This window comes from Congregibacter sp., assembly GCF_965660375.1.
Lineage (GTDB): Bacteria > Pseudomonadota > Gammaproteobacteria > Pseudomonadales > Halieaceae > Congregibacter.
This window is the reverse complement of the sequence record NZ_CBFHZO010000010.1, coordinates 1-9082: the sequence shown is the minus strand read 5'-3', so window position 1 is coordinate 9082 and position 9082 is coordinate 1. Positions and strand designations below refer to the sequence as shown.

Genomic DNA, 9082 nt, shown 5'->3' with positions numbered 1-9082 from the left:
GCAAGAAAAAGGGCGCCGAAGCGCCCTTTTTACTACCAAGCTAATGGCGGCATTATTCGTCGCCGGCTGCTTCCGCTGGCGCTGCTTCTTCGTCAAGAAGTTCCTTGATAGACAGCTTGATACGGCCACGCTGATCCACATCCAGAACTTTTACGCGAACCTCTTCGCCTTCCTTGAGGTGATCAGACACATTCTCGACCCGCTCGTTGGCGATCTGTGAAATGTGTAACAGTCCATCTTTACCCGGAAGAATGTTCACAAAGGCGCCAAAGTCGACGATCCGCTCAACCTTGCCGGTGTAGATCGCGCCTACTTCCGCTTCCGCCGTGATTTCTTCAATCAGTGCTACCGCTTTATCCCGCGACGCCTGATCCTGGCCAAAGACACGCACAGTGCCGTCATCTTCGATATCTACCGTCGCACCCGATTGCTCGGTGATGGAGCGAATCATTGCGCCACCCTTGCCGATGATGTCACGAATCTTGTCCGCATCTACCTTCAGGGTCACCATGCTCGGCGCATTCGCTGAAGTCACTTCCCGCGGCGCATCAAGCACGGCGTTCATTTGACCCAAAATGTGCAAACGGGCCTGCATAGCCTGCTCGAGGGCAATCTCCATGATCTGCTCAGTGATACCTTCGATCTTGATATCCATCTGCAGCGCGGTAACGCCGTTGGCTGTACCTGCAACTTTAAAGTCCATGTCACCAAGGTGGTCTTCGTCACCCAGAATGTCGGTGAGTACAGCAAACTGGTTGCCTTCTTTCACCAGGCCCATGGCGATACCGGCAACGGGCGCCTTGAGAGGAACGCCGGCCGTCATCATGGCAAGGGAGCCCACGCAGACCGATGCCATCGAGCTGGAACCGTTGGATTCGGTAATTTCCGACACAACGCGAATCGTGTAGGGGAATTCCTCGAGATCCGGCAGCACTGCGGCAAGGCCTCGACGAGCCAGGCGACCGTGACCGATTTCACGACGGCTGGTAAAGCCCACACGTCCTGCTTCGCCCACCGAATAGGGAGGAAAGTTATAGTGCAGCATGAACGGATCACGACGCTCGCCTTCAAGCGCGTCAATGATCTGCGCATCGCGGGTAGAGCCCAGGGTAACCGCGCCAATAGCCTGCGTCTCACCACGGGTAAACAGGGCTGAACCGTGTGCCTTGGGCAGCATGTCCACTTCACAGGCAATCTGACGCACCGTGCGGGTATCCCGACCATCGATACGCGGCTCCCCGGCGATGATGCGATTGCGCACCAGCGCCTTCTCAACCTTCTTGAAGTAATCCTTCACCAGATCAGCGCTGGGACCCTCTTCAGTGGCTAACTCTGCTACGCAAGCCTCGCGAATCTCGCCAACCCGGGCGTAACGCTCCGCCTTGTCAGTGATGCGATACGCCTCACCCAGATCGTTGCTGACCTTATCAGTCACCGCCGTTAACAAGGCCTCGTCCGTAGCAGGAGCCTGCCAGTCCCAGCTTGGCTTGCCAGCCTCTGCAGCGAGTTCCTGTACCGCCTTGATAACCACCTGCATTTCCTGGTGCGCAAACAGAACCGCACCGAGCATCTGATCTTCGGTCAGCTGGTCCGCCTGGGACTCAACCATGAGTACGGCGTCCTGCGTACCCGCAACAACCATCTCGAGCTTGCTCTCAGGCAGCTGGTCATAGGTCGGATTGAGAATGTAACCCTCGGACTCGTTAAAACCTACGCGTGCCGCACCGATGGGCCCATTAAAGGGACAACCGGAAATCGCCAGCGCGGCGGAGGTTCCGATCATGGCGGGAATATCAGGGTCGATGTGCTTGTCTGCAGACATCACGGTACAGACGACCTGCACCTCATTCATAAAGCCATCGGCAAACAACGGGCGGATAGGACGATCGATAAGCCGTGAAGTCAGGGTCTCTTTTTCACTGGGACGGGCTTCGCGCTTGAAAAAGCCACCGGGGATCTTGCCCACGGAATACGCTTTTTCAATGTAATGCACGGCCAGAGGGAAGAAGTCCCGGCCCTCGCGGGCGGTTTTCTCAGCAACAACGGTCACCAGGACGCTGGTGTTCTCGACGGTAACAAGCACGGCGCCGGTCGCCTGACGGGCAATACGGCCTGTTTCCAGCGTGACGGTGTGACCGCCATACTGAAAGGTTTTAGTAACTGGGTTCACAATTTTTCTCCAATTCAATATAAAACGACCGGAGCCCATGCCCCGGTCGTGTCAGCGTTTATCGGCGTAGGCCGAGTCGCTTGATCAGTTCAGCGTAGCGCGCTGTATCTTTGCGCTTGAGGTAATCCAGCAGGTTTCGACGCTGGTTTACCATGCGGATAAGTCCGCGGCGCGAGTGGTGATCCTGCTTATGGGACTCAAAGTGTCCGCGAAGCTGCTCGATGTTTGCAGTGAGCAGGGCAACCTGTACTTCCGGAGATCCCGTGTCGCCTTCGCTTTGCTGATAGTCGCGGACGATTTCCGCTTTACGTTCTGCATTTAAAGCCATTGCAATTTCCTTGTATAAATCTGCACTGGCGCCCCGCTGCCGGATTTTGCCGACAACGACCAGGCTAACCAACCAATAAAAAGAGCCTGTCCGTGCAGATTGACAGACAGGTTCCCGTCAGCGTTCGCGGAAGCACAGCTGCTAAAGCCTGTTATCCACCGCCGACAACCAGACGACGGGGCGCCACACGCCCATCGTCCAGAATTTCTCCAAGCCCCAGAAACTCGCCGGTCTCCAAAGCGACGCGCACCATACCATCACAGGGCGCATTTGGCACTAGCACCGGCTGTCCCTGACGCAGGTAAAACCCGCTGGATTCGGGCAGTTTCAACAAGGGCATATGCGCTACTGCGGTGTCTGTGGGCTGTAGGAGCGCGTCCATTCCGACCAAGTCCTTATGCTCATGCAAGGCCTCCAATGTCGCCATGGTCACGCACTGCTCCAGCTCAAAAGGACCGGCCTTGATCCGCCGCAACGCTGACACATGACCTCCCACGCCCAGCTGCTCGCCGAGATCCATCGCCAGGGACCGTACATAGGTGCCCTTGCTGCACAAGATACGCACATCTACCTCGACGCAGCTACCCGGCCTGAATGCCAGAACCTCGAGGGACTTTACTGTCACCGATCTTGGCTGGCGCTCTACCTCAATCCCTGCCCGGGCTAATTTGTAAAGTGGCTTACCATCACGCTTGATGGCCGAGTACATGGGCGGCAATTGCTCGATGGCGCCACGAAAGCTATCCAGAGCCTGCTCTATGGTTGCCTCGTCCAGCTGCCCGGCATCGGTCTCACTAACTGTCTCACCCTCAGCGTCCCCGGTTTCCGTACTCTTACCGAGAGAAAAAGTGCTCTCATAGCCCTTTTCCGCATCCAGGAGATACTGGGAAAACTTGGTCGCCTCACCAAAGCAAAGGGGAAGTACGCCCGTTGCCAGAGGGTCGAGGCTTCCCGTGTGCCCTGCCTTTGCGGCTGAGAACAGCCACTTACAGCGCTGCAGGGCCTGATTGGAACTCATACCCAGGGGCTTATCGAGAAGAAGAATGCCGGAGACTGCTCGACCACGGCGCCGTCGCGCCATGCTCAGTTTGCCTCGCTCTGACCGGTGCTGTCCGACTCATTAACGGAGCCGGTATTTTCGGGGAGATCTCCATAGCGGCGATCATCCGCCGTGCGAGCCCGATGAATAAGCGCCTCAAGATCCCGGCCACGGCCCACACTGCTATCAAATACAAAGCGCAGCTTTGGAACACTGCGCATGGATGCATCCCTCGCAAGAGCGGAGCGCAAAAAGCCCGCGGCCTTATTGAGAACGTCGGTGCAGGGCTTAGCCTCTTCGGCGGTATCAGAACCCAGCAACGTAAAGTGCACCCGGGCGTGGGAAATATCGCGGCTCACGTCCACGGCGGTGATGCTCACCATGCCCAGGCGTGGATCACGAACCTCGCGCTGAATGATCAAGGCGAGCTCGCGGCGCAGGTAATCACCAACGCGTTCGGTGCGACTAAACTCTTTGGCCATAGGGTTAGGGGCAGCGCTGGCAGTCTGTTACAGACTGCGCGCTATCTCCCGGACCTCGAAGACTTCGATCTGGTCGCCCACTTTGACGTCGGTGTAGTTCTTCACGCCAATACCACACTCCACGCCATTGCGGACTTCGTTGGCGTCATCCTTGAAGCGTCGCAGCGACTCAAGTTCACCCTGATAGATCACAACATTGTCGCGCAGGACGCGGATAGGTTTGGAGCGGTACACCGTACCCTCGGTCACCATGCAGCCCGCGATCTGACCAAACTTGGGCGAGCGGAACACATCCCGCACCTCGGCAATGCCCACGATCTCTTCGCGCATCTCCGGAGGCAGCATGCCTGACAGCGCCTGCTTCACATCGTCAATAAGATCATAGATCACGTTGTAGTAGCGAAGATCCACCCCTTCATCTTCTACCAGTCGCCGCGCAGACGCATCGGCTCGTACATTGAAGCCAAAGACCACGGCCTCGGAGGTCACTGCCAGATTGATATCAGTCTCGGCAATACCACCTACGCCACCGGATACGATGTTGACCTGTACTTCGTCGTTGCCCAGCTCCAACAGGGCGCTTTGCAACGCTTCCAGGGAGCCACGCACATCCGCCTTGACCACGACGTTAAGCGTCTTCTTCTCGCCCGCCGTCATACTCTCGAACATATTGTCGAGCTTGGCCGCCTGCTGGCGCTGGAGCTTGCTGTCACGCATTTTCTCCTGACGGGAATCCGCCAGATCCCGGGCGCGTTTTTCATTTTCAAGCACCGCAAACTGATCACCAGCGTCGGGAGTGCCATCAAGCCCAAGAATCTCCACCGGGATACTCGGGCCCGCTTCTTGTATAGGCTGACCGTTCTCGTCCAGCATGGCGCGCACCCGCCCGTAGTGTAGCCCCGCCAGGCAAATATCACCCTGGCGCAGAGTACCGCTTTGCACCAGCAGCGTTGTTACGGGACCGCGGCCTTTATCCAGACGCGATTCAATAACAATACCCTGGGCAGGCACGTCACGCGGGGCCTGAAGCTCCAGGAGCTCTGCCTGAAGCAAAATCGCGTCCAGCAATGCATCCACACCGTCGCCGGTTAATGCCGACACGGGAATAAACTGATGCTCCCCGCCCCATTCTTCGGGAATCACTTCCTGAGCGGCCAGCTCATTCTTGACCCGATCAGGATCCGCACCCTCTTTATCCATCTTGTTAACTGCCACAATCAATGGCACTTCTGCGGCCTTGGAGTGCTGCACCGCCTCAATGGTCTGCGGCATAACACCATCATCTGCGGCGACGACAAGAATAACGATATCGGTGCTCTTGGCGCCTCGGGCACGCATGGCGGTAAACGCTGCGTGACCGGGCGTATCCAGGAAGGAAATCATCCCCTGGTCTGTGTCTACATGGTAAGCACCAATGTGCTGGGTAATACCACCCGCCTCGCCTGAGGCGACCTTGGCTTTACGGATGTAATCAAGGAGCGACGTCTTACCGTGGTCAACATGACCCATAACGGTCACCACCGGCGCCCTCGGCGACAGCTCGCCTTCGTGCATGGAGAGTGCTTCGCTCAGGTTGTCTTCGAGCTCATCCGCACTTACCAGCTTGACTTTGTGACCCAGCTCCTCCACCACCAGCGTCGCGGTGTCCTGGTCAATCATCTGGTTGATGGTCGCCATAACGCCCAGCTTCATCAGCTCTTTGATGACCGCGCCGGATTTCACAGACATCTGCTGGGCGAGACCGCCCACAGAAATCATGTCTGCGAGCTCTACTTCGTACACCTTTTTGGCCGTGGGCATCTCGAATCCGTGTTTGCCATGCTCTTCATGGGTGGACTTGCCCTTGCGACGCCCGCCGCGACGACGGGGGCCGCCGGACTCGGCAGCTTCCAGATCCGAGAGCGAGAGATTGTGACCGCGATGCTTACCGCGACCCAGAGGCTCTGATCCTACGCGACCTCGAGACTTCTTCTTCCTGGGCTCTTCGCGCGCCGGTGCAGCGGGAGCATCGTGAAGTCGCTTGGGCTTGCGGGCCACATCACCACTCGGCGCCGAACGGGGCGCGGCCTTGGCTTCAGCAGCTTTACGCTCCTCTTCGGCCTTCCGTGCGGCAATAGCCGCTTCCCGGGCGGCCGCTTCCTCAGCTTCCTGCTTCTTGCGGCGCGCAGCGGCGCGTTGCCGGAGAACCTCCGGGTCAAGGTCTTTTTCATCTTCCGGCTCGGGCTCGGGCTCGGGCTCGGGCTCCGGTGCGGGTTCCGGCGCCGCAACTTCCGGCTCCACGACCTCTTCAACAACGGGCTCTTCTACCAAATCATCCAAAGCCGCCGCCGGGGTCTCCGCCGCATCCTCTTCCAACACATCACGCTTCACGTAGGTGCGCTTCTTGCGCACTTCCACGTTAACGGTCTTCTTGCCCTGGGAACCGCCTGCACCGCGAAGGGTGCTGATGGTTTTACGCTTCAGAGTAATGCGCTTGGGAGCCGCTGTGGACTCACCATGACTGGCCTTAAGGAATGCCAGCAATGTCTGCTTGTCCTCATCGGACACTGCCTGCTCCGCCGCACTGTGAGGCAAGCCCGCATCTTTCATCTGCGCCAGCAAACGCTCTACCGGTGCGCCTACCGTTTCTGCCAGTTGCTCTACTGTTACCTGCGCCATCGCGCTGTCTCCCTTGTGACCCGTTGACCCTGCTCTAAAACCAGAGGGGGTATCAGGCCGACTCTTCCTCGAACCAAGGCGCGCGAGCAGTCATAATCAGCTCACCAGCGCGCTCTTCGGTCATATCTTCGATATCCATTAACTCGTCAACGCCCTGCTCCGCCAGATCCTCCATGGTCACGATGCCGCGACTGGAGAGAATAAAGGCAAGGTGACGATCCATGCCGTCCATGGTTAACAAGTCTTCCGCAGGTTCCTGCGCACCCAGCTCTTCTTCCGAAGCGATAGCCAGGGTCAGAAGGGCGTCTTTGGCGCGCGCACGAAGCTCTTCCGCGATATCCTCGTCAAAACCATCGATGGAGGTCATCTCCTCGAGAGGAACATAAGCGACCTCTTCGAGCGTGGTAAAACCCTCGTCAACCAAAATACCGGCGACATCCTCGTCGACGTCAAGCTTCTCCATAAAGGTATGGATCACCTGTCCCGCTTCGGCTTCCTGCTTCTCCACCGCCTCGTCGACGCTCATAACGTTGATAGTCCAACCGGTCAGCTCGCTCGCAAGACGCACGTTCTGTCCTGCGCGGCCAATAGCCTGGGCAAGATTGTCTTCCGCGACAGCCACATCCATGGTGCCGTTTTCCTCATCCACAACAATGGACTCAACCTCCGCCGGAGACATGGCGTTGATGACCAGCTGCGCTGGATTGTCATCCCACAGGACGATGTCGACCCGCTCGTTATCCAACTCGTTGGATACTGCCTGTACACGGGATCCGCGCATACCCACACAGGCACCCACGGGATCAATGCGCTGATCGTTGGTCTTCACCGCGATTTTTGCGCGCGATCCGGGATCCCGGGCAGCGCTGCGAATCTGGATAACTTCCTCAGAAATCTCGGGGACTTCAATTTTGAACAGCTCAATGAGCATCTCTGGGCAGGCGCGACTCAGGATCAACTGGGGGCCGCGGGTCTCCGTGCTGATCTCCTTGAGAATTGCCCGCACCCGGTCATTGATGCGGAATGTCTCTCGACCTACCAGTTGGTCTCGGGGAAGCAACCCCTCGGCGTTATTACCTAAATCAACAATGACGTTATCGCGAGTAACTTTCTTGACAGTGCCGGCCACCAGCTCACTGACGCGGCTTTCATACAGCTCAACCACCTGAGCCCGCTCTGCGTCGCGCACCTTCTGTACGATCACCTGCTTGGCAGTCTGGGCCGCAATACGTCCGAAGCCAACGTTCTCAACTTTCTCTTCGTGCACATCGCCAGGCTTGAGCGAAGCATCCTGCTCGACGGCTTCTTCCGTCGTGAACTGGGTGCCCAGCAGCGCCAGTTCGTCATCGGGCACTACCAGCCAGCGGCGCACGGTCTCGTAGTCGCCGGTTTCTCGATCGATGGTGACTTCGATATCGGCGTCTTCGTCGTAACGCTTTTTGGTAGCCATGGCCAGCGCGGACTCGATCGCCTCAAAGATAATGTCCTCGGACACACCCTTTTCGTTCGAAACCGCTTCAGCAACCAGCAATATTTCTTTTGTCATCGTTCCAAAACCTCGTAACCCTCGTAAAAACAGCCCCGAGGGCTGCTTATATCCGCAACGTCAGCTGCGCCCGGTCCACGTCGCCGAAGGGCAACAGATACTCGTGATCATCCACGAGCAACACAATATCGTCGTCTTCCACACCCCGAAGAATGCCTTTGAACTTGCGCCGTCCCTCGAAGGGGCTGCGCAGGCGCAGCTCAACTTCTTCCCCGACGTACCCCGGATACTGCTCTAACCGAAACAGACGTCGATCAACACCCGGCGACGACACTTCCAGCGTGTACTCGCCGCTGATGGGTTCTTCCACATCCAGCAGCGCACCTACCTGCTCGCTCACCGCTGCACAGTCGGTAACCTGCACACCGTTTTCAGACTCGATATACAGCCTCAAAACGCTGTGCTTGCCCTGTATGAGGTATTCCGTCCCCCATAATTCAAAGCCCAGTGCTTCCACGGTCGGTGCCAGCAATGCTTGCAGCTTGTTTTCCCTTGCACTCATCGCCAGCCTCCTTTCGTCCATCGCAACGACGTATCGTCACTATTCGATCTATCATCCAGCCCGCGATACAAACGCGAAGCCAATAAAAAAGCCCCATAAGGGGCTTTTTTATTCACACCGTCGGTCATTGGAGCTAACGGTGTTGTTGGTAGCGGGGGCCGGATTTGAACCGACGACCTTCGGGTTATGAGCCCGACGAGCTACCAGGCTGCTCCACCCCGCATCAAAACGTTTCTCTGCGTGATGACCGCCTTTATTCAACGATGCTTTTATTGTGCTACACCGTTAATAACAGTCATCTCGCGGGACACTCCCCTAAGCTGCCCCCGTGAGAGGTCGCGTATTATAGGTGCGGCC

The 9082-nt window shown here is 57.5% G+C and carries 7 protein-coding genes and 1 tRNA gene; all 8 read right to left on the bottom strand.

Features of this window, described 5'->3' with window-relative positions; all coding sequences use genetic code 11:
• Positions 1 to 52 precede the first annotated feature (52 nt).
• A complete protein-coding gene (pnp, locus tag ACTG3T_RS00740; protein WP_439100348.1) occupies positions 53 to 2170 on the bottom strand; it encodes a polyribonucleotide nucleotidyltransferase in 2118 nt (705 codons plus the stop codon).
• 58 nt (positions 2171 to 2228) lie between these two features.
• Entirely contained in the window at positions 2229 to 2498 is a 270-nt protein-coding gene (gene rpsO, locus ACTG3T_RS00735) for a 30S ribosomal protein S15 (RefSeq protein WP_439100347.1), read from the bottom strand.
• A gap of 151 nt (positions 2499 to 2649) precedes the next feature.
• Positions 2650 to 3579: a tRNA pseudouridine(55) synthase TruB gene (gene truB / locus ACTG3T_RS00730; RefSeq protein WP_439100346.1), complete on the bottom strand. Its 930-nt coding sequence runs from the start codon at positions 3577 to 3579 to the stop codon at positions 2650 to 2652.
• A gap of 2 nt (positions 3580 to 3581) precedes the next feature.
• Positions 3582 to 4019, bottom strand: coding sequence for a 30S ribosome-binding factor RbfA (rbfA, locus tag ACTG3T_RS00725; protein WP_439100345.1), 438 nt, complete (start codon positions 4017 to 4019; stop codon positions 3582 to 3584).
• A 27-nt stretch (positions 4020 to 4046) separates the two neighbouring features.
• Positions 4047 to 6677 (bottom strand): translation initiation factor IF-2, encoded by a 2631-nt coding sequence (gene infB, locus ACTG3T_RS00720; RefSeq protein ID WP_439100344.1) that lies wholly within the window; start codon positions 6675 to 6677, stop codon positions 4047 to 4049.
• Between the two features lie 52 nt (positions 6678 to 6729).
• Positions 6730 to 8223, bottom strand: a complete 1494-nt coding sequence (nusA, locus tag ACTG3T_RS00715; RefSeq protein ID WP_439100343.1) for a transcription termination factor NusA — start codon at positions 8221 to 8223, stop codon at positions 6730 to 6732.
• A 46-nt stretch (positions 8224 to 8269) separates the two neighbouring features.
• Complete coding sequence (rimP, locus tag ACTG3T_RS00710) at positions 8270 to 8725, bottom strand: ribosome maturation factor RimP (protein ID WP_439100342.1); 456 nt, start codon at positions 8723 to 8725, stop codon at positions 8270 to 8272.
• A gap of 146 nt (positions 8726 to 8871) precedes the next feature.
• Positions 8872 to 8948, bottom strand: a tRNA-Met gene (locus ACTG3T_RS00705).
• Positions 8949 to 9082: the final 134 nt, after the last annotated feature.

What these genes read in the sequence shown, in the direction of transcription:
- infB (WP_439100344.1), bottom strand. Translation starts at nt 6,677, where the DNA reads ATGGCGCAGGTAACAGTAGAGCAACTGGCAGAAACGGTAGGCGCACCG.
- rpsO (WP_439100347.1), bottom strand. Translation starts at nt 2,498, where the DNA reads ATGGCTTTAAATGCAGAACGTAAAGCGGAAATCGTCCGCGACTATCAG.
- rbfA (WP_439100345.1), bottom strand. Translation starts at nt 4,019, where the DNA reads ATGGCCAAAGAGTTTAGTCGCACCGAACGCGTTGGTGATTACCTGCGC.
- truB (WP_439100346.1), bottom strand. Translation starts at nt 3,579, where the DNA reads ATGGCGCGACGGCGCCGTGGTCGAGCAGTCTCCGGCATTCTTCTTCTC.
- rimP (WP_439100342.1), bottom strand. Translation starts at nt 8,725, where the DNA reads ATGAGTGCAAGGGAAAACAAGCTGCAAGCATTGCTGGCACCGACCGTG.
- nusA (WP_439100343.1), bottom strand. Translation starts at nt 8,223, where the DNA reads ATGACAAAAGAAATATTGCTGGTTGCTGAAGCGGTTTCGAACGAAAAG.